The following is a 26,774-nucleotide window of genomic DNA, read 5'->3' on the forward strand; positions in this document are numbered from 1 at the left end:
CGCATGCTGTCCGTAGGACTCACCGGCGGTGTCGGCAGCGGCAAGTCCGCCGTCTCGGCGCTGCTCGCCGAACACGGAGCCGTGGTCATCGACGCCGACCGCCTCGCCCGCGAGGTCGTCGAACCCGGGACCGAGGGCCTGGCCGAGATCGTCACCGCCTTCGGGCCCGGGGTGCTGCGGCCGGACGGCTCGCTGGACCGGCCCGCGCTCGCCGCGCGCGTCTTCGGCGACGAGGAGCAGCGCCGCCGCCTGAACGGCATCGTCCACCCCCGGGTGCGCGCCCGGGCCGCCGAACTCCAGGCCGCCGCCCCGGCCGACGCCGTCGTCGTGCAGGACATCCCGCTGCTGGTGGAGAGCGGCCTCGCCCCCTCCTTCGACGTCGTGGTGGTGGTGGACGCGGCACCCGAGACCCAGCTCGACCGGCTGGTCCGGCTGCGCGGCATGGCCGAGGCCGACGCCCGCGCCCGGATCGCCGCCCAGGCGACCCGCCAGGAGCGCCGCCGGGTCGCCGACCTGGTGATCGACAACGACGGCCCGCTGGAGGAGCTGCCCGGGAAGGTCGCCGAGGTCTGGCGGGAGCTGTGCCGGCGCGCGTCCGCCGGGGAGCGCCCGGCGGACGCCGGTCCGAACGGCGTCGCCTGACCGATGTCGGTGGCGGGTCGTACGGTGGTAGGCGTGCGACCCACCACCGACATCGAGCGCAGGGTGGCGCCTTTCGAGGTCGTCAGCCCGTACCAGCCCTCCGGGGACCAGCCGCGGGCCATCGAGGATCTCGAGCGCCGCATCGGCGGCGGCGAGAAGGACGTCGTCCTGCTCGGAGCCACCGGCACCGGCAAGTCCGCCACGACCGCCTGGATGATCGAGCGGCTCCAGCGACCCACGCTGGTCATGGCCCCGAACAAGACCCTGGCCGCGCAGCTCGCGAACGAGTTCCGCGAGCTGCTGCCGAACAACGCCGTCGAGTACTTCGTCTCGTACTACGACTACTACCAGCCCGAGGCGTACGTCCCGCAGACGGACACCTACATCGAGAAGGACTCCTCGATCAACGAGGAGGTGGAGCGGCTGCGCCACTCCGCCACCAACTCGCTGCTCACCCGGCGCGACGTGGTCGTCGTCGCCTCCGTCTCCTGCATCTACGGCCTGGGCACCCCGCAGGAGTACGTCGACCGGATGGTCCGGCTCCGCGTCGGCGAGGAGATCGACCGCGACCTCCTGCTGCGCCGCTTCGTGGACATCCAGTACACCCGCAACGACATGGCGTTCACCCGCGGCACCTTCCGGGTGCGGGGCGACACCATCGAGATCTTCCCGGTCTACGAGGAGCTCGCGGTGCGGATCGAGATGTTCGGCGACGAGATCGAGTCGCTGTCCACGCTGCACCCGCTCACCGGCGAGGTGGTCACCGAGGACACCGAGATGTACGTCTTCCCCGCCACCCACTACGTCGCCGGCCCGGAGCGCATGGAGCGGGCCATCGCCGGCATCGAGGCGGAGCTGGAGGAGACCCTCGCCACGATGGAGCGGCAGGGCAAGCTGCTGGAGGCGCAGCGGCTGCGCATGCGCACCACCTACGACATCGAGATGATGCGGCAGGTCGGCACCTGCGCGGGCATCGAGAACTACTCGCGGCACATCGACGGCCGGGAGCCCGGCACGGCGCCCAACACGCTCCTGGACTACTTCCCGGAGGACTTCCTCCTCGTCATCGACGAGTCGCACGTCACCGTGCCGCAGATCGGCGCCATGTACGAGGGCGACGCCTCCCGCAAGCGGACCCTGGTGGAGCACGGCTTCCGGCTGCCCTCGGCCATGGACAACCGGCCGCTGAAGTGGGAGGAGTTCCTGGAGCGGATCGGGCAGACGGTCTACCTCTCCGCCACCCCCGGCCCGTACGAGCTGTCCCGGTCCAGCGGCGTGGTGGAGCAGATCATCCGGCCGACCGGCCTGGTGGACCCGGAGGTGATCGTCAAGCCCACCAAGGGCCAGATCGACGACCTGGTCCACGAGATCCGGCTGCGCTGCGAGCGGGACGAACGGGTGCTGGTCACCACGCTCACCAAGAAGATGGCCGAGGACCTCACCGACTACCTGCTGGAACTCGACATCCGAGTCCGCTACCTGCACAGCGACATCGACACGCTCCGCCGGGTGGAGCTGCTGCGGGACCTGCGCGCCGGCGCCTACGACGTCCTGGTCGGCATCAACCTGCTGCGGGAGGGCCTGGACCTGCCGGAGGTCTCCCTGGTGGCGATCCTGGACGCCGACAAGGAGGGCTTCCTGCGCTCGGGCACCTCGCTGATCCAGACGATCGGCCGCGCGGCCCGGAACGTCTCCGGCCAGGTGCACATGTACGCCGACACGATCACGCCCTCGATGGCCAAGGCGATCGACGAGACCAACCGCCGGCGGGCCAAGCAGATCGCCTACAACGAGGCCCACGGGGTGGACCCGCAGCCGCTGCGCAAGCGCATCGGCGACATCCTGGACGCCATCGCCCGGGAGGACGCCGACACCGGCGAGCTCCTCGGCTCCGGCCGGGCCAGCTCCCGGGGCAAGGCGCCGGTGCCCGGGCCGGGCGGCGGCGGGGCGCGTGCCGGTTCCGGCAAGGGCCGCGGCGAGGGGCTGCCCGCCGCGGAGCTCGCCGACCTGATCACCCAGCTCACCGAGCAGATGCACGCCGCGGCGGCCGAGCTGCAGTTCGAGGTCGCCGCCCGGCTGCGGGACGAGGTCGGCGAGCTGAAGAAGGAGCTGCGCTCGATGAAGGACGCCGGGGTGGCCTGACCTCCGCGTTCCCCGCCCACGGATCCGCGCGCGCGGTGGCGCGGAACACGTCCCCGGGCCACCCGCCCGGGGACGTTTCGGGCGTGCCGTTCGTCCTCCTCATGACGCCCGTAACCCCCGGCGCACGGGCATGTTGCAGGACTGCCACAAAAACCCACCCGATTTGGCGCGACGTGACGCGGAGTGCGTAAGGTCTCGGGGTGTCCAACCGCCTTCGGCCGACCGGACGCCGGACGCAGAACATGAGGAGGAGCGGACCTTGTCCGTGAACTTGACCAAGGGTCAGCGCATCAGCCTGGCGAAGAGCGACGGCGGGGCGCTCAATGTGGTCCGCATGGGCCTGGGTTGGGACGCGGTGAAGCGCCGGGGGCTGTTCGGCCGTCGCGAGCAGGAGATCGACCTGGACGCCTCGGCGGTGCTCTTCGCCGACCAGCAGCCGGTCGACGTGGTCTTCTTCCAGCACCTGACCAGCAACGACGGCTCCATCCGGCACACCGGTGACAACCGCACCGGTGTCGGCGACGGTGACGACGAGTCGATCCTGGTGGACCTGCCGCGTGTGCCGGCGCACGTCAACCAGATCTTCTTCGTGGTGAACTCCTTCACCGGCCAGACCTTCCAGGAGGTCGAGAACGCCTTCTGCCGCCTGGTCGACGAGAGCACCGGCCAGGAGCTGGCCCGCTACACGCTGACCGGTGGCGGCCCGCAGACCGCGCAGATCATGGCGAAGGTCTACCGGCACGGCAACGAGTGGAAGATGGCCGCCATCGGCGAGCCGGCGCACGGCCGCACCTTCCAGGACCTGATGCCGGCGGTCGCCGCGCACCTGTGACACCGGTGCTCCTGACACCGGTTCGGGCCCCGGTCACCCCGGGGCCGGCCACACGGTGACGGGGCCCGTCGGCGACCGCCGGCGGGCCCCGCGCGCTTTCCCCACCGGGGGTCGGCTTCCCCACCGGGGCGAGCCGCCACGTTCGCGCCACCCCGCGTCACCCCACTAGCATCCCCACCACCATTCGTGCCCGAGGGCACGTCCCGTACCGCGCCGACCAGGGGGGCCCGCACGGCCATGCAGCTCAGCAAGGGACAGAACACCGCACTGCCCGGCACCACGTGGCGGATCCGGGTCGAGGCCGCGCGGCCGGCCGCCGTCGTGGCGCTGCCCACCGACGCCGAGGGCCGGCTCGGCCACCCCGACGCCGTGCTGCACTCCGCCCGCCCGCAGGCGCCCGGACTGAGCCTGCCCGTCGCGCCCGCCGGCCCGCAGCCGGCCGACGTGCTGCTGGACGCCGGGGAGCTGCCGGCCGGGGTCGAGCGCGTCTACCTCGCCCTGCTGGCCCCCGCCGGCGGTGGGTTCGCCGGCAGCGCCCCGCGGGTGACCGTGAGCGACGCCGCCCAGGGCACGGAGCTGGCCGTCTTCACGATGGCGGACCCGGATCCGGGCGCCGCCCTGGTGGCCGTGGAGGTCTACCTGCGCCAGGGGGCCTGGAAGGTGCGGGCCATCGGGCAGGGCTACGCCGGCGGGGCCGCCGCGCTGCTCGCCGACCACGGCCTGCCCGCGCCCTCGGCCGCGGGCGACCCGAGGGCCCAGGCCGTCGCCGCCCTCCTCGGCCAGCTGGAGGCCGCGCTGGCCGCCACCGGCGGCGCCGCGGTCCCGCCGGCGGTGGCCCCTGGCGGCCCGTCCGCGGGCGGCCCGTCCGCCGGAGGCCCGTCCGCCGGAGGCCCATCCGCGAGCGGCCCGTCCGCCGGAGCGCCGTCCACCGGCGTGGGCGTGGACGCCCGCAGCGCCGCCCCCGCCGCGCCGCACCCGGCCGGCTCCGGCGTCTCCTACGCCCACCCCGGCCGCCCCGGCGCCGGGGCGGTGCCCCCGGTGCCGCCCGTGCCGCCGGGCGTCCCGCCCCGGCCGGCCACGGCGCCCGCCGCGGCCCCGACCGGCCCCGCGGGTCCCCAGCCCGCCCCCGCGCCCGCCTCCGCCTCCGGCCCCGCCGCCGGCGCGGCCCGGGGTGCCACCGGGTGGTCCGACGAGGAGCGCTACTACAACCAGGTCTGGGGCGTCTTCGAGGACACCGCCCGCTCCAGCGCCGCCTACCGCTCGGCCGCGGAGTTCGCCGACAACCGCCTGGAGCGTGAGCTGGAGGCCGCCCTGGCCGACCCGCGGGCCCGCGCCGCCGGGCAGGCCGGGCAGGCGGAGGCCGAGGCCCGGGCCCGGCACGGCGAGCTGATGGACCGGGCCAGGGCGGACCTGGACCGCGACACCGTGGCCCTGCGCGGCGAGCTGGACGAGCTGGAGGCCGCCCTCCCGCCCGCGCTGGCCCGCTGGGACAGCCCCGCCTGGCTGGCCTGGCAGCCGCCGGAGGAGATGGCCCGGGCGGTGCGCTTCGGCGACGTGCGGCTGCGCGACCGCGCCGACCTGCCGGTGCCCATGCTCACCCGGCTGCCGCTGGAACGCGGCCTGTGGATCGACACCGGCGGCCCCGTCGAACCGCTGACGGACGCGCCGGCGGCCGGTGCCGGCGCGGACGTTCCGCCCTGGCTGGCGCAGGGCCCCGTCGGCCCCGGCGCCCCGGGGGTCGGCCCGGCCGGCCCCGGCGCCGGGACGGGCGGCGGCGAGGATCCCCGGGCCGCCGCCGACCGGCTGTCCTGGGCGGTGCTCGCCCGCCTGCTGGCCGCCCACCCGGCCGGCGCGCTCAAGCTGCACGTGGTGGACCCGGCCGGGCCCCGGGCGCAGGTGTGGCAGGGGCTGGTCGAGCAGGGCATCCTGCTCGGTTCGCCGGCCCGCACCGAGGCGGAGGTCACCGCCCTGCTGGAGGGCCTGACGCAGCACGCCGACCTGATGGGCATGGCGCTGCGCGGCGGCGCGCTGGACGCCCTGCCGCCGCACTTCGACCCGGCCCGCCGGCTGCTGGTGGTGCACGACTTCCCGCATGGCTTCGACGACCGCACGGTCGGCGTGCTGCGCTACCTGGCCGAGGACGGCCCGTCCATCGGCGTGCACCTGATGCTGGTGGCCGACCGCTCGGACAGCCGCGAGTACGGGCACGCCCTGGACGCGCTGTGGCGGTCGGTGCTGCGGCTCAGCCCGCAGCCGGACGAGTACCTCATGGACCCGTGGGTGGGGCACCCGTGGGTGTTCACCCCCGAGGTGCCGGCGGACGGCCGCGCGGTCGGCGAGGTGTTCTCCACGGTGGGGGCGGCGATGCGCCGCTGAGGCGGGCCGGGGCTCCAGCGGAACCGCCCCCCGGGGTGGTTCCGCTTCCTCCGCTTTGGTGGTCCCTTTGCCTTTCCTTGGGGATTCGGGCAGACTGTCGGAGGTATCGGAGGGGAGTATTCCCTGCGGCGACAGGCTCGTCATCACGATGCCCGGCGGTCCACCCAGCGGTGGTCGCTCGGGTGTCCGGTCCTGTCGGTGAGGCCAGCGGGCGCGGATTCGCATTCGCCGACCACCTTGCGGAAGAGACCTCCGGCAGCGACGCCCAGATTCACCCGTGGTCCGGACTCGGACGGCGGGCGTGAGCCGCGGGCGTCACCTGTCGTGTCGCCACCGCATCCGCCGGAGGAACAGTGGAAGTTTCCCTGCCCGTCTGGATCGTCTCGATCCTCGTCCTGACCGCGCTCATCGCGGTCGACTTCTTCATCAGCCGCAAGCCGCACGACGTCTCCATCCGCGAGGCCAGCATCTGGACCGTCGTCTGGGTCGGTCTGGCCTGTGTCTTCGGCCTGGGGCTGTTCATCTTCGGCGACAGCCAGTCGGGCGGGGAGTTCTTCGCCGGATTCATCACCGAGAAGTCGCTCAGCGTCGACAACCTCTTCGTCTTCGTACTGATCATGGCGAAGTTCTCGGTGCCGTCGATCTACCAGCAGCGCGTGCTGATGTTCGGCGTGGTGCTCGCCCTGGTGCTGCGGACCATCTTCATCCTGGCCGGCGCGGCCGTCATCTCGCAGTTCGCCTGGGTGTTCTTCATCTTCGGCGCGTTCCTGATCTGGACCGCCTGGAAGCTGATCCAGGAGGCGCGGGCCGAGCAGGGCGAGGAGGAGTGGGAGGAGAACGCCCTCCTGCGCTGGGTCGAGCGGATCGCCCCGACCACCAAGGACTACCGCGGCACCGCCCTGGTCGTCCGGGAGAACGGCAAGCGGATGGTCACCCCGCTGCTGATCGTCCTGATCGCCATCGGCACCACCGACATCCTGTTCGCCCTGGACTCCATCCCGGCGATCTTCGGCCTCACCCAGGACCCGTACATCGTCTTCACCGCCAACGCCTTCGCCCTGATGGGTCTGCGGCAGCTGTACTTCCTGATCGGTGGCCTGCTGAAGAAGCTGGTCTACCTCTCCTACGGCCTGTCGGTCATCCTGGGCTTCATCGGCGTCAAGCTCGTCATCGAGGCCTTCCACGGCATCGGCGTGCACGAGCTGGGCGGCTTCGAGATCCCGCACGTCTCCATCGCCTTCTCGCTGAGCTTCATCGGCATCACCCTGGCGGTCACCACCATCGCCAGCCTGATGAAGTCGCGCGGCGAGTCCTTCGTGGAGGCCGCCGAGCACGGCCCCGGCCACCTGGAGGACGCGGACGCCGCCTCCAAGGACGGCGCCGGCAACCGCTGAGGCGGTCGCGGCGCGTGGACCGCGCGCCGCGCACCGTCGCACCACGGGCCGCCGGGACGACTCCTCGTCGTCCCGGCGGCCCGCCGCCTTTCCCGCCCCGCGCACCGACGACCCGCCGGCGGGACCGCGTGGCTAGCCCGGCTCCGGCCCGCCCAGCACGGCGGCGGCGCCGCGCTCGGCGCGGACGAACGTCGGGAACGCCTCCGGCGGGCAGGACACCTCCCGCCACCCCGGCCCGTGCAGCGGCGGGCAGCCCAGCAGCGGCTCCCACTCCCCGGCCGGCACCCACAGCCGCCGGTGCCCTCCCGGTTCCAGCAGCGGCGCCACCAGCACGTCCGGGCCGAACAGGTACTGCAGGTCGGCGTCGCGGGCGGCGCGGTCGCCGGGGAAGGCGAGCGGCATCGGCCGCACCAGCGGCAGCCCGCCGTCCCGCGCCGCCAGCCGGGCCGAGGCGGCGACGTACGGCCGCAGCCGCGCCCGCAGCCGGCAGGCGGCGACGGCCGCCGAGCGCGCCGGCTCCGGATACGCCGTCGGCTCTCGGCGGCCCACGCCGTGGAAGCGGGTGATCGGGGAGAACGCCGCCCACTGGGCCCAGCGGGCGTACAGCTCCGGCTCCACGTCGGCCGGCACGGCGTCCGGCGTCATGGTGGCGCGCAGCTCCTGGGCCCGCCGGTAGGAGGCCGGGGACCAGTAGCCGCCGGCGTCGTGGGTCACCACCGAGCAGCCGCTGAGCGCCAGGGAGAGCACCGCGCGCAGCGTGGAGACCAGCCCGGTCCAGGTGGAGGGGAGGTCGCCGGCCCAGTGGCCCGGGTCGCGGTGCGAGCCGGCGGTGCCGGAGCGGCACAGCGAGACGAAGTCGCCGTCGCGGGCGGCCACCCCGGCGTCGCGCACCGCCTCCTGGTAGAGCAGCCCGTAGGTGTTGTGCCGGCGCAGGCCGTCGGAGCCGTCGGCGAAGACGGCGTCGTCGGGGATCTCCTCGCCGAAGTCGGCGAGGACGGCCGCGTTCCCCTCCTCGCGCAGCGTGCGCGTCAGTCGTTCGCACCACCACCGCCGGGCCGCCGGATGGGTGAAGTCCACCGCCAGCGTCTCCGGGTTGTCGGCGGTGGCCACCGGACGGCCGTCCGGCCCCCGCACCAGGTGGCCGCGGGCGGCCAGTTCGTCCGCGAGGGCGGTGCCGCGCCGGACGTACGGGTTGATCCACAGGCTGGCGCGCACGCCGCGCTCGGCCAGCGGGCCGGTCCAGCCGGCGGGGAAGCGGGCGCGGTCCGGGCCGGCGTTCCAGGAGGCGTCGTCCAGCACGGACTCCTCCATCCACTCGTCGACGTGGACGACGTCGACCGGGCAGCCGGCCGCGCGCAGCTCGTCCACGGTGCGCACCACCTCCTCCGCCGTGAAGTACGACGACCGGCTCATCCACACCCCGTAGGCCCAGTCGGGCAGGTCGCCGGGGCGGCCGGTGAGCGCCAGGTAGCGCCCCAGCAGGGTCGGGGCGTCCCCGGTGAGCAGGAAGAGGTCCAGGGCGTCGCCGTCGACCTGGACGCGCACGGCCTCCGAGTGGGTGGCGCCGATGTCGGCCTCCACCGGGCAGCCGGTGTGGACGAACAGCCCCCACCCGGCGTCCGACCACAGCAGCGGCACGTTGAGGTAGGCGGAGTCCCGTCCGGCGGCGCGGTTCTCCTCGGTGTTGCGCAGCATCCGGTGCCGGCCGCGCAGGTCGATGCCCTGGTAGCTCTCCCCGCCGCCGTACACGGCCGCGTCGGGGGCGAGGTGGATGGTCTCGACCCAGCCGGCGGGACGCCCGTCGCCGGCGGGGCGGTAGCCGGCGGAGAACGGGACGGTGGCGGCCCCGGGCTCGGAGAAGCGGCGGAACGGGCCGAAGCGGAGCCCTTGGGCGGGGCCGCCGCCGGGTTCGGCCTGCGCGGGCCCGCCGCGCTCCCACACCGCCCGCACCCCCGGGCCGGTGATCTCCACTCCCTCCCCGGTGACGGTCAGCCGGGCGGGGCGGTGCGGCAGGTCGACGAGGATGGGGTCGGGGCCGGGGAGGTCGTCGCCCTCCCGCGGCACGGCGCCGGCCGGCCCGCCCGCCCCGCCGGGCGGCACCAGCCGCAGCCGCAGCACCCCCTCCACCGGCACCGTGCAGGCGAACCGGACGCTCCGGCCGGAGGCCAGGGTCACCCGCAGGTGGCCGGGCTCGGCGTCGGGTTCGGCCGCCACGTACGGATCCGTGAGCGTCGGCAATCCGTTCTCCCTTCGGATGACTGGGAGCCAGAACGGCTACCCGCCGGTCGGGGAGGGAAACGGTGGCCGCCGGCGCCGGAGGCGAATTGGGTGTAGGGGCGCCGGAGGGCGCCGGCGACTGGACTGAGGAGGGCCGAGCTCCGTGAGGAACGAGCGGAGTGCGGGCCTGACGAAGGAAGTCGTCGGCTACTGGCCCGGAGGCGAATTGGGTGTAGGGGCGCCGGAGGGCGCCGGCGACTGGACTGAGGAGGGCCGAGCTCCGTGAGGAACGAGCGGAGTGCGGGCTGACGAAGGAAGTCGTCGGCTACCGGCCCGGAGGCGAACGGGGTGCACAGGTAGGCTCGGCGCCGAAGCCCCTTTCGAGCAGAAAGCCGAGTTGGCGACGTGGCATCGACCATCGATATCAGCAGCACGGAAGAGTGGGCCCGACTGCGCGGGCACCAGGAGCGGCTGGAGGGCACCACCCTCCGCGAGCTGTTCGCCGCCGACCCCGGGCGCGGCACCGCGTACACCGTGACCGCCGGCGACCTCTACCTCGACTACTCCAAGCACCGCGTCGACGCCGACGCGCTGCGCGACCTGGTGGCCCTGGCCGAGCGCGCCGGCCTGGCCGAGCGGATCGCGGCGATGTTCTCCGGCGAGCACATCAACGTCAGCGAGGACCGCGCGGTGCTGCACACCGCGCTGCGGCTGCCGCGCGGGGCACGGCTGACGGTGGACGGCCAGGACGTCGTCGCCGACGTCCACGCGGTGCTGGACCGGATGGGCGACTTCACCGACCGGGTCCGCTCCGGCGAGTGGACCGGCCACACCGGCAAGCGGATCCGCACCGTCGTCAACATCGGCATCGGCGGCTCGGACCTGGGCCCGGTGATGGCGTACGAGGCGCTGAAGGACTACAGCGACCGCGGCATCCAGTGCCGCTTCGTGTCCAACATCGACCCCACCGACGTGTGGGAGAAGACCCACGACCTGGACCCGGCGGAGACGCTGTTCATCGTCGCGTCCAAGACCTTCACCACGCTGGAGACGCTCACCAACGCGGTGAAGGCCCGTGACTGGCTGCTGGACGGCCTCGGCGAGAAGGGCGGCGCGGACAGCCCGGCCGTCGCCAAGCACTTCGTGGCCGTCTCCACCAACGCCGAGAAGGTCCGCGAGTTCGGCATCGACGACGCCAACATGTTCGGCTTCTGGGACTGGGTCGGCGGCCGCTACTCGTACGACTCCGCCATCGGCCTGTCGCTGATGATCGCGATCGGGCGGGAGCACTTCGCACAGATGCTGGCCGGCTTCCACGCCATGGACACGCACTTCCGCGAGGCTCCGCTGGCCGCCAACGCGCCGGTCATCGCCGGCCTGCTGAACGTCTGGTACGGCAACTTCTTCGGCGCGCAGAGCCACGCCGTGCTGCCGTACAGCCAGTACCTGCACCGCTTCCCGGCCTACCTGCAGCAGCTGACCATGGAGTCCAACGGCAAGTCGGTGCGCTGGGACGGCCAGCCGGTGACCGTGGCCACCGGGGAGATCTTCTGGGGCGAGCCGGGCACCAACGGCCAGCACGCCTTCCACCAGCTGCTGCACCAGGGCACCCAGCTGGTGCCGGTGGACTTCATCGGCTTCGCCGAGCCCAACCACGACCTGGGCGACATGCACGACCTGTTCATGTCCAACCTGTTCGCCCAGTCGGCCGCGCTGGCCTTCGGCCGCACCGCCGAGGAGATCGCGGCGGAGGGCACCGCGGCCGACGTCGTGCCGCACAAGGTGATGCCGGGCAACCGGCCCTCCACCACGATCCTGGCCCGCAAGCTGACCCCGTCGGTGCTGGGCCAGCTGGTGGCGCTGTACGAGCACACCACGTTCGTGCAGTCGGTGATCTGGCAGATCGACGCCTTCGACCAGTGGGGCGTGGAGCTGGGCAAGGTGATGGCCAAGCAGCTCGCCCCGGTGCTGGTGCAGGCCGAGGCGCCCACGGCCGAGCAGTCCCAGGACCCGTCCACCGACGCCCTGGTCGCCTGGTACCGGCGGGAGCGCGGTCGCGCCGTCTGACGGCCCCCGTCCGGTCGTCGCCGGCCCGGGGATCCCCCCGGGCCGGCGGCCCGTCAGCCGTTGGCCCGTCAGCCTTCGGGCCCATCAGACGCCGGCCCGTCAGACGCCGGCCCGTCAGACGCCGGGCCCGTCAGTCGTCACCCCTTGAGGGCGGCGGCGACCACGGCGCGGGCCTCGTCCTGCACCCGGCCGAGGTGGTCGGGGCCGAGGAAGGACTCGGCGTAGATCTTGTAGACGTCCTCGGTGCCGGAGGGGCGGGCGGCGAACCAGGCGTTCTCGGTGCACACCTTCAGCCCGCCGATGGCGGCGCCGTTGCCCGGGGCCTCGGTGAGCACGGCGGTGATCCGCTCGCCGGCCAGCTCGTCCGCCGTCACCTGCTCCGGCGACAGCTTCGCCAGCACCGCCTTCTCCTCCCGGGAGGCCGGGGCGTCCACCCGGGCGTATGCGGGCGCGCCGAAGCGCTCGGTGAGGGCCGTGTAGTGCTCGGAGGGGCTGCGGCCGGTCACCGCGAGGATCTCCGAGGCCAGCAGCGCCAGCAGGATGCCGTCCTTGTCGGTGGTCCACACCCCGCCGTCGCGGCGCAGGAAGGACGCCCCGGCGGACTCCTCGCCGCCGAAGCCCAGCGCGCCGCTGACCAGGCCGTCGACGAACCACTTGAAGCCGACGGGCACCTCGACCAGTTCCCGCTTCAGGTCCGCCGCGACCCGGTCGATCATGCTGGAGGACACCAGGGTCTTGCCGACGCCGGCCTCGGCCGGCCAGCCGTCGCGGTGGGCGTACAGGTAGGAGATGGCCACCGCGAGGTAGTGGTTGGGGTTCATCAGCCCCGCGTCGGGGGTGACGATGCCGTGCCGGTCGGCGTCGGCGTCGTTGCCGGTGGCGATCTGGAACCGCTCCCTGCGCTCGATCAGCGACGCCATGGCGGAGGGGGAGGAGCAGTCCATGCGGATCTTGCCGTCCCAGTCCAGCGTCATGAACCGCCAGGTGGGGTCGGTGAGCGGGTTGACCACGGTGAGGTCCAGGCCGTGCCGGTCGGCGATGCGGCCCCAGTAGGCCACCGAGGCGCCGCCGAGCGGGTCGGCGCCGATCCGCACGCCGGCCGAGCGGATCGCGTCGAGGTCGAGCACGGAGGGCAGGTCCTCGACGTAGGCGTCCATGAAGTCGTAGCGGCCGGTGGTGTCCGCGGCCAGCGCCCGCGCGTACGGGACGCGCCGCACGCCGGCCATGCCGTCGGCGATCAGCGCGTTGGCCCGGTCCTGGATCCAGGAGGTGGCGTCGCCGGCGGCCGGGCCGCCGTTCGGCGGGTTGTACTTGAAGCCGCCGTCGGCCGGCGGGTTGTGCGAGGGGGTGACCACCACGCCGTCGGCCAGGCCGGAGCGGCGGCCCCGGTTGTGGGTGAGGATGGCGTGGGACAGGGCGGGGGTCGGGGTGTAGCCGTCCCGGCTGTCGATCAGCACGGTCACCCCGTTGGCGGCGAACACCTCCAGGGCGGTGGCCCGCGCCGGCTCGGAGAGCGCGTGGGTGTCGGCGCCGAGGAACAGCGGGCCGTCGGTGCCCCGCTCGGCCCGGTAGTCGCAGATGGCCTGGCTGGTGGCGGCGATGTGGTCCTCGTTGAAGGAGGCGCTCAGCGAGGAGCCGCGGTGGCCGGAGGTGCCGAAGGAGACCCGCTGGGCCGGCTCGGCGGGGTCGGGGTGCAGCGTGTAGTAGGAGGTCACCAACCGGGCGACGTCGACCAGGTCGGCCGCTTGTGCCTGCTGTCCGGCACGTTCGTGCACGACAACCACTCCTCAATCGATAGCTCAGGCGCGCCCACGCGTGCGGACGCCTACCCGTATCCTCCGGGCGCCCGTCCGTGGGCCACAACAGGGCCTGGGCTGGGGGTGTCGCCCGCCGCCCGGGGCGCCCGCCCGGTGCGAGGCCGGTGGGGCGGGCGCGGGCGCCCGTGGGGCGGGCGCGCCCGGGCGCCGCGGGGCGGCGGGGCCGGCAGCCCCGCCGCCCCGCCGCCCCGCCGCCGCGCGGGCCGTTCGGCCCGGTGCCGGGATCACACCTCCTGGAGCCACTGGTGCAGGGCCCGGGCGGTGCCCTCGGCGTGCTCATCGAGCACCGTCCGGTGGTCGCCGGCGGCGTCCAGGACCTCGTGCTCGAAGCCCCAGGCGGTGCTCCAGCCGGTCCGCTCGTCCTCCTCCTCGACGGCGTCCTCGGCCCGCGGCGCCGGGCCGCCGGGCCGCACCAGCAGGACCGGGGCCTCGATCGACTCCGGCCGCCACCCCTGGAGCAGGTCCAGGTAGGCGCCCTGGGCAGTGACCTGGTCCTCCGTCATCAGGGCGAACGCCTGGTCGTCGGCGGCGGTGTCGCGCAGCCGGGCCCGGATCCGGGCGTCGAGGGGGTCGTCCTGGGGCGGGAGCGGGTCGAGCAGCACCACGGCGTCCGGCGCCAGGCCCATCGCCTCCAGCCGGCCCGCGACCCCGTGCGCCAGCCAGCCGCCCAGCGCGTGGCCGGCCAGCGCGATCGGCGTGCCGGTGAAGTGGTGGGCGATCGCCTCGGCGAGCGTGTCGAGGACGACGTCCCGGCCGGACGGGAGCGGCTCGCCGTCGCCGAAGCCGGGGTGCGGCAGGGCGAAGACGTCCCGCAGCCCGTTCAGGTGCAGGCCCAGCCGGGCGAAGGCGTGCGGTCCGGACGGCGCCTCCGGCGAGGGCAGGCAGATCAGCGTGGGGACGACCGGCCCGGAGGCGAGCCGGACCGGTTCCAGGGCCCGGCCGAACCCGTCCGGGGCGTGGAAGGCGGGGCGCAGCCGGGCGGCGGCGCGCAGCAGGTCGATCCCCTCGGTGACCTTGCCGATCTCGCAGGCGTGCCGGTAGAGGGCGCGGATCCCCGAGGGCCCGTGGCCGGGGGTGGTGTCGGCCGCCTCCGGGTCCGGGCGCCGCGGGGCGGGCCGCGGGGCCGGGGGCTGGTCGTCGCCGGCGCCGCCGGTGCCGCGGGCGCCGGTGGGGATCTCGTCGAGGAGCCGGCTGGGGCGGGCGCCGACGAACAGCGGCCGGAAGCGGTCCCAGTCGACGTCGGCGATGGTGAGCGTGGTCTCCCCGGCGGCGACGGCCTGCCACAGCGCCGCCCCGGCGGCCGCCGGCGGCATCGCGGGCAGGCCCCGCTCGCGCAGCTGGTCGCGCGTCTCCGGGTCGGCGCCCGGGCCGAACGACGCCCACGGGCCGCAGGCCACGGAGGTGGCGGCCAGGCCGCGGGCGCGGCGGGCCTCGGCGAGGGCGTCGAGGAAGGCGTTGCCGGCGCCGTGGGCGCCCTGGCCGGCGGTGCCCCAGACGCCGGAGACGGAGGAGAACAGCACGAACGCGTCCAGGGGCGCGTCGGCGAGCAGTTCGTCCAGGTGCGAGGCGCCGGCGACCCGGGCGGAGAGCACGTGGGCGAACTCGTCCAGGCCGACCTCGGTGAGCGGGGCGGACCGGCCGTTGACCCCGGCGGCGTGGACCACGGCGGTCAGCGGCTGGTCCTCCGGCAGGCCGGCCAGCAGCGCGGCGAGGCTGTCCCGGTCGGCGACGTCGCAGGTCTCCGCGCGGGCGTCGACGCCGAGCTCGGCCAGTTCGGACAGCAGGGCGGCGGCGCCGGGCGCCCCGGGGCCGCGCCGGCTGGCCAGCACCAGCCGTTCGGCCCCGTTGCGGGCCAGCCAGCGGGCGGCCTCGGCGCCCAGGGAGCCGGTGCCGCCGGTGATCAGGACGGTGCCGCGGGGGCGCCAGCCGTCCGTCTCGGGGGTGCCGGGCTCGGCGGGGACCAGCCGGCGGGCCAGCAGCCCGCCCTCGCGCACCGCGAGCTGGTCCTCGCCGTCGGCGGTGGCCAGCGCGGCGGCCATCCAGGCGACCGCGGGGTCGCCGAGGCCGCGCGGCAGGTCGATCAGGCCGCCCCAGGCGTGCGGCCGTTCCAGGGCGACGGTGCGGCCCAGGCCCCACAGCATGGCCTGGGCGGGGTCGTGCAGCGGGTCGCCGGGGCCGGTGGAGACCGCCCCGCTGGTGACCGACCACAGTGGCGCGTCGACGCCGACGTCGGCCAGCGCCTGCACCAGCGCGCAGGTCAGGGCCAGGCCGCCGGTGAGCGCGGCCGGGTGGGCGGGGTGGGCGGTGCGGTCGAAGGCGAGCAGCGACAGGACGCCGGAGACGGTGCCGCCCTCGGCGGTCACCCGCTTCTCCAGCTGTTCGGCCACCCGCAGCCGGTCGGTGTCGTCGTCGCCGAGCGGCAGCGGCAGGACGCGCGCCCCGCACCGTTCGATCACCCAGCTGATGGAGCGCAGCAGGTCGTCGCCGACCCCGCTCGGGGGCGTCACCACCAGCCAGGTGCCGGTGAGCGACGGGGAGGCCAGGCCGGCCTCGGGCAGCGGGCGGAACACGGCGCGGTAGCGCCAGTCGGCGGAGGCGGGGCGCCGGTTGCCGGCGGACGGCCGGGGCGGCTCCAGCCAGTAGCGCCGGCGCTGGAAGGGGTAGGTCGGCAGCTCGATCAGGTCGGCGCCGCGGCCGGCGAAGAGCGGGCGCCAGTCCACGCTGACGCCGCGCGCGTACAGCTCGGCCAGCGCCGCCGGCAGGGTCTGGTCCTCCGGGCGGCCGGCGCGCACGGTGGCGACCAGCGCCGGTCCGTCGGCGTCCTCGGGGAGGCAGCCGGCGCCCATCGCGGTCAGCACGGCATCGGGGCCGAGCTCCAGGTAGGTGGAGACCCGGTCGCGGTGCAGCCGCCGCATGCCGTCCAGGAAGCGGACGGGCTCGCGCAGGTGCCGCACCCAGTACTCGGCGGAGCACAGCTGCTCGGCGGAGGCCACCTGGCCGGTGAGGTTGGAGACGACCGGGAGGGTCGGCGGGTGGTAGGTGACGCCCGCGGCGACGGCCTGGAACTCCTCCAGCATGTCCTCCATGTGGGGGGAGTGGAAGGCGTGGCTGACCCGCAGCCGCGTGGTGGCCCGGCCGCGCAGCTCCCACAGCCGCGCCACCACGGTGACCGCCTCGTCGTCGCCGGCGATCACGGTGGAGGCCGGGCCGTTGACGGTGGCGATGCCCACCTGGCCGTCGAGGCCGGTGATCGAGGCCCGCATCTCCTCCTCGGAGGCCTGCACGGCGATCATGGCGCCGGGGCGGCAGGCCTGCATCAGCCGGCCGCGGGCGGCGACCAGCGCGCAGGCGTCGTCCAGCGACCACACGCCGGCCACGTAGGCGGCGGTCAGCTCGCCGACGGAGTGCCCGATCAGGATGTCCGGGGTCACCCCGCACTCCTGGAGCAGCCGGAACAGCGCGACCTCGACGGCGAAGAGCGCGGCCTGGGTGTATGAGGTCTGGTGGAGCAGTTCGGCGTCGGCGGAGTCCTCGGGCGCGAACATCACCTCGCGCAGCGGACGGTCCAGGTGCGGGTCCATCCGGGCGCAGACCTCGTCCAGCGCCCGGGCGAAGACCGGGAACGTGGTGTAGAGCCGCTCGCCCATGCCGGAGCGCTGGCTGCCCTGGCCGGTGAAGAGGAACGCCGTCCGGTCGCCGGGGCCGCGGACGGTGCCGTGGACCAGGCCGGGGTCCTCCTCGCCGGCGGCCAGGGCGCGCAGGGCCCGCAGCGCCCCGGCCCGGTCGGCGGCGAGGACGACCGCCCGGTGTTCGAACTGGGCGCGGCCGGCGAGGGTGAAGGCGGTGTCGAGGAGGTCCAGTTCGGGGTGGGCGGTCAGGTGGGCGGCCAGCCGCTCGGCCTGCTCGCGCAGCGCCGCCCCGGTGTGGGCGGACAGCAGCAGCGGCACGGCCTGGTCGGTCGCGCCGGCCTCCACGGCAGTGCCGCTCTCCGACGCCGTGCCGGCTCCCGCGGCGTCGTTCCGGTCCGCGGCGGCCTGCTCGGTGTCCTCGTCGGCGGCGGTGCCGCGCGGGGCCGAGTCGGTCGCCGGGGGCTCCTCCAGGACGGCGTGGGCGTTGGTGCCGCCCACCCCGAACGCGGAGACCCCGGCGCGGCGCGGCCGGTCCCCGCGGGGCCACGGCGTGGGCTCGGTGAGCAGCGCCACCTGCCCGGCCGACCAGTCCACGTGGGGGGAGGGGCGGTCGGCGTGCAGGGTGCGCGGCAGCACGCCGTGCCGCATGGCCAGCACCATCTTGATCACGCCGGCCACGCCGGCCGCCGCCTGGGTGTGGCCGATGTTGGACTTCACCGAGCCGATCCACAGCGGCACCTGAGCCGGGCGGTCCGCTCCGTAGGTGGCCAGCAGCGCCTGCGCCTCGACCGGGTCGCCGAGCGCGGTGCCGGCGCCGTGCGCCTCCACGGCGTCGACCTCGCCGGCCCGGACGCCGGCGTTGGCCAGCGCCTGGCGGATCATCCGCTGCTGGGAGGGCCCGTTGGGCGCGGTGAGTCCGTTGCTGGCGCCGTCGGAGTTGACGGCGGTGCCGCGGACCAGCGCGAGCACCCGGTGGCCGCGCCGCCGGGCGTCGGAGAGCCGTTCCAGCAGCAGCATTCCGGCGCCCTCGGCCCATCCGGTGCCGTCGGCGTCCGCGGAGAACGCCTTGGAGCGCCCGTCCGGTGCGAGGGCGCGGTTCCTGGCGAACTCCAGGAGCACGCCGGGCGTGGACATCACGGTCACGCCGCCGGCCAGGGCCAGGTCGCACTCGCCGGCCCGCAGCGCCTGGCCGGCCAGGTGGAGCGCCACCAGGGAGGAGGAGCAGGCGGTGTCGACGGTGAGCGCCGGCCCCCGCAGCCCGAAGGTGTAGGCGAGGCGGCCGGAGGCGACGCCCGGCGCGTTGCCGGTGAGCAGCCGGCCCTGGACGTCCTGGGGGGCCTCGTGCCAGGCGGGGCCGTAGTCCCGCAGGGACACGCCGACGAACACGCCGGTCTGGCTGCCGCGCAGCGACCGGGGGTTGACGCCGGCCCGCTCGAAGGCCTCCCAGGAGGTCTCCAGCAGCAGCCGCTGCTGCGGGTCGAGGGCGACCGCCTCGTCCGGGTCGATGCCGAAGAACCCGGGGTCGAAGAGGTCGGCGTCGTGCAGGAAGCCGCCCTGCCGGGTGTAGATGGTGCCGGGCCGCTCGGGGTCGGGGTCGTAGAGGCCGTCGAGGTCCCAGCCGCGTCCCTCGGGGAGGCCGCCGATGGCGTCGCGGCCCTCGTCGAGCAGCGTCCACAGGTCCTCCGGGGAGCGCACGCCCCCGGGGAACCGGCAGGCCATGCCGACGATCGCGATCGGATCGGCGTCGGGCTCGGCCGCCCCGCCCTGGGGTGCGGGAGCGGGTTCCTCGACGCGCAGGCCGAGCAGTTCGGCCCGCAGGTGATCGGCGAGCGCCGCCGGGCTCGGGTGGTCGAACAGCGCGGTGGCCGGAAGCCGCAGGCCGGTGGCGGCGGCGAGCGACTCCCGCAGGCGCTCGGCCTCCCGCGGTTCGACGTCCAGTCGCGGCCACGCCGCGTGCGGGTCGACGGTCCCGGAGCGTTCCGGCCCCACCACGGCGCCGAGCTGGGTGGATATCAGCGCCAGCAGCGTCTCACGCTGCGCCGCGGCCGGCAGGGCGGCCAGTTCGGCCCGCCAGGCGTCCCGGATCTCCTCCGACGTGTCGGCCGTCTCGGGCCGTGAGGTGCCGTAGTCGCTCAATCAAACTCCAAGGGAATCGACGTCGCCGGGCTGCGGGAAGGCCGCGGCGGCGGCCGTCGGCGGGTGATCCCTGCGGCGCGAGGAGTCGATGGTCCGCCGGCTGGGACGGTGCCGTGGAGTTCGGCGCTCGGACGCGCGACCACGCGTGCGGTTCCACCCACCGCGCAGTGACGGGGCCATGACCGGCCACCGGTGTGGTCAGCCTACCGGTCCGCCGGGCCGTCGCCCGAATCGGACGTCCCCTCAACTGCCGCGGTTCGCGCGCGTCCCGGCGGACCCCGTGGCGGCGGCCGGGACGCCGCGTCCTCGAACGGACGGCCGATGCGCCGCGCCCGCCACGACGGGTTTGTGTCATCTGACGGCGAGTGACCGAACAGACGGTGGCTCTTCTGCGAAGCTGTCCCACCAGACGGGCGCGCGCCGCCCCGCCCCGCCCCGCCCACCGCCGGCGGCGGGGCCGGCGGCGTCTCCCGGGGCCGTGCGTCCCCCCGTCCATGTCGGCCGCCTCAAGCATCAAGGGAGATGACTTGACGCTCGGTTACCGTTCCTACTTCGAGGTCGTCGTCCCGGACGGGATCGACGTGGTGTCCTGCGCGGCGCGGGAGATACGTTCCTGGCTGGAGCTGAAGGGCAGACGCCGCCCGTGGGATCCCGCGCCGAGCTGGCTCCGGCCCGGCGTGTACGCCCTGTCCGAACACGACGAGTACCTGGTGGCCGACGAGGACGACGGGCGCGGCCAGCGGCGGTTCCGGTTCCGGCTCGACGAGCACGGCGAGGCGGGCCGCTGGCGGACCACGGTCTCCGTGCTGTCCGCCACGGCGGGCCGGCGCGCCAGGCACCACGTGTGGGTGGACCTGGACGTCCCGGACGAGGACGACCCGCAGCGCCCCGGGGCGGGCGGGGGCGCGTGGGGCCGCGGGCGCGGGGGCGGCATAGCCGTCCCCGGGGTCGTCCACCGGCTCCTCGACCGTTTCGAGGCCCGCAACGGCAGGGCCCGGCTGAGATCCGAGCCCTGCCTGGTGCACGGCGAGGATCCCGGGACGTCCGAGGCGCTGCGGCGGATACTGGCCGACGGCACCCGCACGGTCGGCGTCGTGGTGGTCGGTCCCATGCCCAGCGCCGACCACACCCTGCTGGCCGCCTGGCGGCAGGCGGCGGGCAGCCTGTTCCACCACACGGTCGGCCTGAACGCCGTGTACCTGCTGGACGAGCCCGCGCTGGAGAGCGTCAACGCGTGGCTGGGCGCCAGCCACCGGCTCGCCCCCGGCTCCGCCCGCACCTTCGAGGCGGGGGTGGTGCCCGGCGACCGCGACGACTCCCGCCGGCACCGGATCCTCACCCCGGAGACCATCACCCGGAACCTGCGGCTGTGCGGCCGCCGCTTCCGGGCGTCCCCCCGGCTCACCGAGGTGCTCGCCGCCACCGCCCGCCGCCGCATCCTGGACGCCGGCCTGCCCCGCGAGCTGACCCGGGCGGCCTCCCTGCTCGCCCGGCGGGAGGCCGACGTCGCCCTGGACTGCGCGCTCAGCCTGCACCGGTCGGTGGCCCGGCGGGAGACGCGCGGCGGGGGCGTGGTGGCGCCCCGGCACGGCGGCGCGGGCGCCCGTGCCGCCGGCCGCGCCGCCGCGGCCCGTGCCGCGTCGGGGCACTCGGCGTACTCCGGGCCCTCCGGGTACCCGGGGCGCGGCGGGCACGCCTCGTCGGCGGCCTCACTGGTGCCGGCGTCGACGTCGGCACCGGCACCGGCGCGCCCCCGGGCGGCGTCCGGGACGGAGCCCGCCGGCGCCTGGCCGGTCGCGCTGATCGAACGGTCCTCCCCGACCCCGGCTCCGGCCGAGGCCCCGGCCCCGGCCCCGGCATCGGCCCCGGCGGTGTCCGGGGCGGATCTCGAACTGCTCGGCGCCGTCCGGCGGCTGCTCGGCGAACGGCTCGGCGTGGACTCCCCGACCGCGGCCGACGTGGAGATCCTCGGGCAGCTGCTCCAGGAGACCGACCGCAGCATCGACATGCTGAAGACCAACGCCATGGACCTGCGGGAGACCATCGAGTCGGTCGAGGCCAAGCGGCGGGAGGCGCACGCCCGGCTGGAGAGCTCGGAACTGGAACACCTGGTCACCCTGGACGAGCTGGAACGCTCCCGGCGCCAGGTGCGCTACCTGCAGGCCGAGCTGGGCCGGGCGGCCAGGGCGTACGCCGAGCCGCCCGCCGAGGAGTTCCCGCCGCCGGACTCCTTCCCCGACCTGGTCACGATCCTGAAGGAGACCGACCCCGCCCGGCGGCCGGCGGTGCTTGCGCGGGTGCGGTTCACCGGCGACGAGGCCGACACCCTGAAACTGGAGCCGCACGACACCGCCGGCGTCAACGTCTTCCAGACCTGGCAGATCCTGCTGGTCCTCGCGGACTTCGCCGAGGCCCGCGCGGCCGGGCAGTGGCACGGGGGCGTGCACGGCTACCTCAAGGAGCCGCCGCCCGGCCGGCGCACCTGGTCGCCCACGAAGCACGCGGCGACCGAGTCGGAGACCGTGCGCACCAACAGCCGGATGCGGCAGCAGCGCACGCTGCGGGTGCCGACGGAGGTGGACCCGTCCGGCTACGTCTTCATGGAGGCGCACTTCAAGATCGCCCAGCGGGACACCGTGGCGCCCCGGCTGCACTACTACGACGACACCGCCCGCTCCGGGCGGGTGTACGTCGGCTACATCGGCCCCCATCTGACCAACACCCGGAGCTGAGCCGGCCGCCCCTCGCGGCCGGGCCGGCGGAGGCCGCGGACGACCTCACGACCGAGGGCGGTGGGCAGGAACAGCGCGCCGGTGCGAGGAAGGACGTCCCCGTCGAGGCGTAGGCGCCGGGCGGCGGCCGGAACGGTGTGACGGCCCGCCGCGAGAGGTGGCGCCGCGCTGCCGTGGCGAAACCCGAACCGTGTGCGGTCCGTCCAAGGGGGCAGCAGCAGCCCCGTACCCACACCACGCGGAGGGACGGCCAGGATGCACCACCACGGAGCAGCCATCGCGGCGACCATCATCTGCCTCGGGGCCATCGGTGCCACCGGCTGCGCCGGCGGGGGCGCCACGGTGGACGACACCGCGGCGCCCCGCGACGCCGCCTCCAGCCCGCCCCCGAACCCCGGCCCGCCCCCGAACCCCGGCACGCCCGTGAATCCGGGTACGCCAGCGCCGGGCGGCCCGTCCACGCCGCCGCCGGTGGCCGACGACCCCGGCCGCGGCGCCTCCCCGACCGAGGTACCCGCCCCGGCCGGCCCGGCCTGCACCAGTGAAGGTCTGGAACCGTCGCTCGGCGAGAGTGGGGGAGCGGCCGGGAGCACGGTCGTCGACCTGGTGCTCACCAACACCTCCGACACCACCTGCCGGCTCGAAGGCTTCCCGGGGGTCTCCTTCGTCACGGGGGCCGACGGCCGGCAGGTCGGCCGCCCGGCCGACCGCCTCCCGGACGCCGAGCCCACCACGGTCACCCTCGCGCCCGGTGACACCGCCCACGCCTCCCTGCGGGTGGCGAACCCGGCCAACTACCCGGAGCAGGACTGCGACCCGACGCCCGTGCGGGGCCTGCGGATCTACCCGCCGGGGGAGCGGGCCGCACTGTTCCTGCCGACCGGTGAGTCGTTCCGCACCGGCTGCGCCGACGAAGGGGCGCCGCTGCTCACGGTCGGGCCGGTCGGCCAGGAGCCGACCTCGCCGTGAGGGGGCCGGCCCCTGCGGGTTCCGGGGCGCCTCGTGAAGCGGCCGACGGCCCGGGGGCCGGCTGTGGTGCCTCCGCCCGGGAGCGGCCGTTGGGCCGCCGCCCGGGGTCGGGCCGTTGGGCCTCCCTCCAGGGCCGGCTCAGCCCGGTGGTCGCCGGGCTGAGCCGGATGGGAGCAAGCCCCGTGACGCAGACCGGCCGCCACCGATGTGCTCACGCCCAGAGTGCCGCCCTTGATGTGCTCACGCTCTGAGTTGTCCACAGCCCTGGAGAAGGGGCCTGCGCCAGGGCGTTCGCGCGTGAAATGCTTGAAGTAAGGGGGTCCCCCTTCGGGCCCCCTACGGGGCGTGGTGAAAAGTGGTGAGTTCTGCGGCTCCTGTGGTCCAGGTGGCTGCTGCGCCCTCTCCGATCCAGCGGCTCCTACTGCCTGCGGACGCCGTGTTCGGCTTCCGGAGATGGCGAGTGATCCTCTGATCCTCGCGCCTCCCCGCATGCCCCGAACGCCGCTCAGTCGTCCAGCGCGGCGAGCAGCGCGGCCTCGCGTTCCGGTGTCAGGCCGATCGGCGGCGGGGTCGTGCCGTCCCGCCCGCGGCGGCGCGGGTGGGGCGGGAGGGAGCCGCCGGCCGCTCGCAGCCACTCCCAGGTGTCGGCCACCGTCTCGGCCACCGGACGGCAGCGGAGCCCGGCGGCCCGCGCCCGAGTGGTGTCCACCTCGTACACGAACCGGTACTCGTGCCCCTCGGGAACCCAGATCGGCAGTTCGTTCCACGGCTCCACACCGGCCGCGAGCACCCTCTCCGGCTCCGCCCAACGCAACCGCGCCCCGGAGCCGGTCGCCTCGACGCAGGCGTCCAGCAGCTCCTCCATGGTGGCGTGCCCGGTCTCGCTGACGACGTTGTAGGCGCCGCGCAGCGAGTCGGTGACGGCCGCGTCCAGCAGCCAGGCCGCCAGATCGCGGACGTCCACGTACTGCAGCGCCGACCCGCGGGGCCCCGGCGCCAGCACGTCCCCGCCCCGCGCGATCCGGGCCAGCCACCACGGCAGCCGGCCGACGTTCTCCCAGGGCCCGATGATCAGCCCGGCGCGCGCCAGCACGGTGCGTTCCGGGCCGAAGGCGGACAGCGCCGCCAGCTCCGCGCCGGCCTTCGCGGTGGGGTAGTGGTCCCCGTCCGCGTCGTCCGGGGAGCCGGCCACCACCGGTGCCGACTCGTCGGTCGGGGTGGGCGGCGGGAACTCGTAGACGGAGCAGCTGGAGACGTACACGTAGCGGTCCGCGTGGGGTTCCAGCGCCCGGGCGGCGTCGCGCACGGCCGTCGGGGCGGTGGACCAGGTGTCGATCACGGCGCGCCAGCGGCGCCCGGCCAGCTCCTCCAGGGCGCCGGGCGCCGTGCGGTCGCCGTGCACCACCTCCACCGACTCCGGCAGCCGGGCGCCCGGCATGGTGCTCCGCCCGCGGTTGAAGACGGTCACCGGCCAGCCGCGATCCGCTGCCGCCACGGCCACCGCCCGCCCCACGAAGCCGCTGCCGCCGAGAACCAGGATGCTGTCGTCCCGCTCACTGTTCGTCATGCGCCGAGCCTGCCCCGCACGTCCCTGCCGCGCGAGGGGGTCCTGCTGCCGGCAGATTCGCTCAGAGCGAAATTGCCGGCCGGGCGTCGGGCGGCGCCGGCCGTCGCCCTCCCAGCCTTGGCAACCCCGGCACCGCCTGTTCCGAGTGGTTCGGTTCGCACCGGGTAGCCGAGGGCGCGAAGGGGATCGAGGGCAGCCGCCGGCGGCGGACGGTGGGCGAACGGGAGGGGACGGCTGGACGGGTGGCCGGGCGAGCGGCGAGGTGGAGAGGGTGAGCGAGCGATGGCGCTGGTGAGGCTGTTGACGTCCGCCGCGCAGGGCGCTGTGGCCGGCGTGGCCGGCACCACGGCGATGTCCACCATGATGGAGGGCGCCGGGCGGCTGTCCGGCCTGCGGGAGCAGCCGCCGCGCACGGTGATGCGCGCGCTGCTGCCCGGCCGGGCGCAGCCGCGGCCGGTCGAGCGCTCGGCGGCCGTGCTCGGGCACCTCGGGTTCGGCGCCACCTCCGGGGCGCTCTTCGGGGTGCTCACGGCCGGGCGCCGCCCACCGTCCTGGCTGGGGGCCGCCTACGGCCTGGCGGTGTGGGCCGCCAGCTACGAGGGGTGGATCCCGGCCGCCGGCATCCTGCCGCCGGCCCATCGGGACCACCCGCACCGCGCCGCGACCCTCGCCCTGGCCCACCTGCCCTACGGCGTCGTCACCGCCCGGGCGCTGCGCCGGATGAGGCGCTGAGGCCCGTCACACCCGCCGCGACCACCGGGCTTCCGAGCTGCGACCACCGGGCTTCCGACCCGGGGCGCCGGGCGGGGCCCGGCGAACGCGGCTCCTCCGCACGCCGTTCCCGGGTTGAGCGGCGCATGGATACGCCCGGGGGGCATGTTGCCGCGCGACGTGTCCGTTCCGCGCCGGCGTGTGCGCCCGGCCACCCCGTTGATGATCACGGTGCGCCTCCGCGACGCCCTACCGCGGCGGTGACCGGGCGGGGGAGGGTGAACGAGGAAGGTCTCGTTCCGGTCGGGAGGAGAGAGCGTGGAGATGGCCCCTCGCCAGCCGAAATGCGGAGCGCCCACCCAGGACGGTGGGTGGTGCCACAACCTGTGTGTCCGCGGCACCTCACGGTGCTGGCGCCACCAGGGTTCCCTCTCCCGTTACACCGCGCTCAAGCGCGCCGCGGCCCGCAAGGGTAGCGGACGGGTGCCGGGTACCGGTTGAGGGGAACTCCCCGGCTGATCCGTCAGGGGGATGCGGATCCGGCCCGCGATGCGCGGCGCGGCCCCGGTGCGGCGGGGCGGGCCGCGAGGACCGGGAGTCCCGGCAAGCGGCCCGGGAGTCCCGGCGGGGCGCCCACCGGCGGGCGCCCACCCGGCACCTGCGGTCCCACCCGGCGCACGCACCCGTGTAGGGCGCCGTCCAGCCGGGCGCCGTCCCGGCGGTACGGTCACCAGCCCCGCTCGCGCCACTCCGGGATCTTCGGCCGCTCCTCGCCGAGCACGGTGTCGTTGCCGTGCCCCGGGTAGATCCAGCTCTCGTCCGGCAGGACGTCGAACAGCTTGGTCTCCACGTCGTGCAGCAACCGGCGGAAGCTCTCCGGGTCGCCATGGGTGTTGCCGACCCCGCCCGGGAAGAGGCAGTCGCCGGTGAAGACGTGCGGATGGCCCTCGGGATCGTCGTAGATCAGCACGATGGAACCCGGGGTGTGTCCCACCAGGTGGCGCACGGTCAGTTCCACCTCGCCCACCCGCAGCGTGTCGCCGTCGTCCAGCGGCAGGTCGGTGGGCACCGGGATGGCCTCGGCGTCGATCCGGCCGGCGGCGGTCCGCGCCCCCGTGGCCCCCACCACCTCCTCCAGCGCCTGCCAGTGGTCGCGGTGCCGGTGGGTGGTGACGACGGTGTCCAGTGAGCCGGCGACCAGGGTGAGCAGCGTCTCCGGTTCGGCCGCGGCGTCGATCAGCAGTTGGCGGTCGGTGGCCCGGCAGCGCAGCAGGTAGGCGTTGTTGGCCATGCCGCCGACCGCCACCTTCGTGATCACCAGGTGCGGCAGTTCCCGCACGTCGGGCCGCCCACCGACCGTCACCCGTCCCGAGTAGCTCACCGCGCCGTCCTCTCCTCGTCCCGTCCGTGGGTCGTTCCGCCCGTCGAGGTCCGCGCCCGCGGGCGTGCGCGGCCCGCGCCGCGGTGGCCCGACGGGCGCCATTGTGCCGCCCGTGGGCCGCCGAATCCGTCCATCGTGCCGACTGAGCGGCCTGTGCTTCAT

The 26,774-nt window shown here is 75.4% G+C and carries 13 protein-coding genes and 1 pseudogene; 9 read left to right on the forward strand and 5 right to left on the reverse strand.

The features are described from left to right. Nucleotides 1–3: 3 nt before the first annotated feature. The 5 genes from coaE (at nt 4) to FHU37_RS20830 (ending at nt 7,386) form a co-directional block, all read left to right on the forward strand. Nucleotides 4–642 (forward strand): dephospho-CoA kinase, encoded by a 639-nt coding sequence (coaE, locus tag FHU37_RS20810; protein WP_179815642.1) that lies wholly within the window; start codon nt 4–6, stop codon nt 640–642. Between the two features lie 33 nt (nt 643–675). Continuing rightward, complete coding sequence (gene uvrB / locus FHU37_RS20815; protein ID WP_312892693.1) at nt 676–2,784, forward strand: excinuclease ABC subunit UvrB; 2,109 nt, start codon at nt 676–678, stop codon at nt 2,782–2,784. 259 nt (nt 2,785–3,043) lie between these two features. Next, a complete protein-coding gene (locus tag FHU37_RS20820; protein WP_179815643.1) occupies nt 3,044–3,616 on the forward strand; it encodes a TerD family protein in 573 nt (190 codons plus the stop codon). Between the two features lie 237 nt (nt 3,617–3,853). After that, entirely contained in the window at nt 3,854–5,992 is a 2,139-nt protein-coding gene (locus FHU37_RS20825) for a TerD family protein (protein WP_179815644.1), read from the forward strand. Between the two features lie 353 nt (nt 5,993–6,345). Continuing rightward, nucleotides 6,346–7,386 carry a TerC family protein gene (locus FHU37_RS20830; RefSeq protein WP_179815645.1) on the forward strand — a complete coding sequence of 347 codons (1,041 nt, stop codon included), beginning with the start codon at nt 6,346–6,348 and terminating at the stop codon, nt 7,384–7,386. 132 nt (nt 7,387–7,518) lie between these two features. On the opposite strand, the gene FHU37_RS20835 is transcribed toward FHU37_RS20830, so the two are convergent. Further along, nucleotides 7,519–9,624, reverse strand: coding sequence for a glycoside hydrolase family 31 protein (locus FHU37_RS20835; RefSeq protein ID WP_179815646.1), 2,106 nt, complete (start codon nt 9,622–9,624; stop codon nt 7,519–7,521). A gap of 384 nt (nt 9,625–10,008) precedes the next feature. Between FHU37_RS20835 and pgi the strand changes: the two genes are divergently transcribed. Further along, nucleotides 10,009–11,670 (forward strand): glucose-6-phosphate isomerase, encoded by a 1,662-nt coding sequence (gene pgi, locus FHU37_RS20840; protein WP_312892694.1) that lies wholly within the window; start codon nt 10,009–10,011, stop codon nt 11,668–11,670. A 137-nt stretch (nt 11,671–11,807) separates the two neighbouring features. On the opposite strand, the gene pgm is transcribed toward pgi, so the two are convergent. Both pgm and FHU37_RS20850 read right to left on the reverse strand, forming a co-directional pair. Then, nucleotides 11,808–13,445 (reverse strand): phosphoglucomutase (alpha-D-glucose-1,6-bisphosphate-dependent), encoded by a 1,638-nt coding sequence (gene pgm, locus FHU37_RS20845; RefSeq protein WP_376773983.1) that lies wholly within the window; start codon nt 13,443–13,445, stop codon nt 11,808–11,810. Nucleotides 13,446–13,711: 266 nt separating this feature from the next. Beyond that, nucleotides 13,712–18,946: pseudogene (locus tag FHU37_RS20850) on the reverse strand (SDR family NAD(P)-dependent oxidoreductase); the annotation flags it as partial. An 833-nt stretch (nt 18,947–19,779) separates the two neighbouring features. Here FHU37_RS20850 and FHU37_RS29115 point away from each other — a divergent pair. Both FHU37_RS29115 and FHU37_RS20860 read left to right on the forward strand, forming a co-directional pair. Beyond that, the gene (locus FHU37_RS29115; RefSeq protein WP_179815649.1) at nt 19,780–21,984 is read left to right on the forward strand and encodes a hypothetical protein; all 2,205 of its coding nucleotides are present in this window, start codon (nt 19,780–19,782) and stop codon (nt 21,982–21,984) included. 255 nt (nt 21,985–22,239) lie between these two features. Further along, nucleotides 22,240–22,953: a DUF4232 domain-containing protein gene (locus FHU37_RS20860; RefSeq protein WP_179815650.1), complete on the forward strand. Its 714-nt coding sequence runs from the start codon at nt 22,240–22,242 to the stop codon at nt 22,951–22,953. A gap of 505 nt (nt 22,954–23,458) precedes the next feature. Here the strand turns inward: FHU37_RS20860 and FHU37_RS20865 are convergent. Next, complete coding sequence (locus tag FHU37_RS20865; protein ID WP_179815651.1) at nt 23,459–24,520, reverse strand: NAD-dependent epimerase/dehydratase family protein; 1,062 nt, start codon at nt 24,518–24,520, stop codon at nt 23,459–23,461. A 282-nt stretch (nt 24,521–24,802) separates the two neighbouring features. Here FHU37_RS20865 and FHU37_RS20870 point away from each other — a divergent pair, with 282 nt between their 5' ends. Further along, complete coding sequence (locus FHU37_RS20870) at nt 24,803–25,252, forward strand: hypothetical protein (protein ID WP_179815652.1); 450 nt, start codon at nt 24,803–24,805, stop codon at nt 25,250–25,252. A 706-nt stretch (nt 25,253–25,958) separates the two neighbouring features. On the opposite strand, the gene FHU37_RS20875 is transcribed toward FHU37_RS20870, so the two are convergent. Next, entirely contained in the window at nt 25,959–26,612 is a 654-nt protein-coding gene (locus FHU37_RS20875; RefSeq protein WP_179815653.1) for an MBL fold metallo-hydrolase, read from the reverse strand. Between the last annotated feature and the right edge of the window lie 162 nt (nt 26,613–26,774).

The sequence above is a fragment of the Allostreptomyces psammosilenae genome (assembly GCF_013407765.1).
In the GTDB taxonomy this organism is placed as follows: Bacteria; Actinomycetota; Actinomycetes; order Streptomycetales; family Streptomycetaceae; genus Allostreptomyces; species Allostreptomyces psammosilenae.

Excerpts from the sequence above, each read along its gene's own strand:
- FHU37_RS20825 (WP_179815644.1), top strand. The coding sequence starts at position 3,854 with ATGCAGCTCAGCAAGGGACAGAACACCGCACTGCCCGGCACCACGTGG.
- coaE (WP_179815642.1), top strand. The coding sequence starts at position 4 with ATGCTGTCCGTAGGACTCACCGGCGGTGTCGGCAGCGGCAAGTCCGCC.
- FHU37_RS20865 (WP_179815651.1), bottom strand. The coding sequence starts at position 24,520 with ATGACGAACAGTGAGCGGGACGACAGCATCCTGGTTCTCGGCGGCAGC.
- FHU37_RS20860 (WP_179815650.1), top strand. The coding sequence starts at position 22,240 with ATGCACCACCACGGAGCAGCCATCGCGGCGACCATCATCTGCCTCGGG.
- FHU37_RS20870 (WP_179815652.1), top strand. The coding sequence starts at position 24,803 with ATGGCGCTGGTGAGGCTGTTGACGTCCGCCGCGCAGGGCGCTGTGGCC.